Annotated in this window: 1 protein-coding gene; it reads left to right on the top strand. The window is 68.3% G+C overall.

The features are described 5' to 3' along the window. Nucleotides 1–33: 33 nt before the first annotated feature. Entirely contained in the window at nucleotides 34–357 is a 324-nt protein-coding gene (gene trxA, locus NBZ85_RS31460; RefSeq protein ID WP_044885652.1) for a thioredoxin, read from the top strand. Nucleotides 358–919: the final 562 nt, after the last annotated feature.

Here is a 919-nt window from a genome sequence, read left to right as displayed (position 1 = left end):
ACCCCACCACCGCATCCAGCAGGGAGAACAGCCATGGCAGGCACCACCCCCGTGACCGACAGCACCTTCACCGCCGAGGTCCTACAGAGCGACGTACCGGTCCTGGTGGACTTCTGGGCCGAGTGGTGCGGCCCGTGCAAGATGGTCGGGCCGGTCCTCGAGGAGATCGCCAAGGAGCACGGCGAGAAGCTGCGGATCGTCAAGCTGAACATCGACGAGAACCCGGAGACGGCGCGGAACTACCAGATCATGTCGATCCCGACCATGGCGGTCTTCGTCAAGGGCGAGGTGGACAAGAGCATCGTCGGCGCGAAGCCGAAGGCTGCCCTGCTGCGCGACCTCTCGCCCTACATCTGATCCTTCCCCGCGACACCTGATCCTCCCCGACGGCCACGCGGCGCTCACCCTTGCGGGTGGGCGCGGCAGCGGCCGCCGCCTACGGCCCGCCGAGCGTCCCTGCCGGCGGGCCGTAGGCATATCCCGGGACCCGCCGCCGGCTGCGGCTCGCTTTCAGCCCACCTCGCCCCGAAGCCGGCCGCCAGGATGGGATGCCGTATCACAGCGCAGACAGATCGGTCACGCAGGGTCAATGGCGGAGGATCCCGCTCGCGGCCGGTCGGACCACGCGGGCATGCCCTAGGCTTGAGATTCAGCAATCGGCAGTCGGGAAACAGTTCGTCGACGCGGCGGTCCCGACCACCGGGTTCCGCCGGGGAACACGTTGGGGGCAGGCAAGCTGAAAGGTACACGTTCGTGAAGCTGTTGCGGCTGGGAGACCAAGGTTCCGCCGTCGCCGAGGTTCGGGCGGCCCTGACCTATCTGGGTTTTCTCCCCGCGACCCCCCGCCAAAGCGGGGAACGGGGCAATGTTGCGCCGCCCGGAACACGTCCCGGGGAGTCGATGGGGACTGAACTGCCCC

This window comes from Frankia tisae (assembly GCF_025403405.1).
Lineage (GTDB): Bacteria > Actinomycetota > Actinomycetes > Frankiales > Frankiaceae > Frankia > Frankia tisai.
This window is presented reverse-complemented; position numbering and strand designations above follow the sequence as displayed.

Bases quoted from the DNA above. Each gene is read 5' to 3' on its own strand.
- trxA (WP_044885652.1), top strand. From the start codon at position 34: ATGGCAGGCACCACCCCCGTGACCGACAGCACCTTCACCGCCGAGGTC.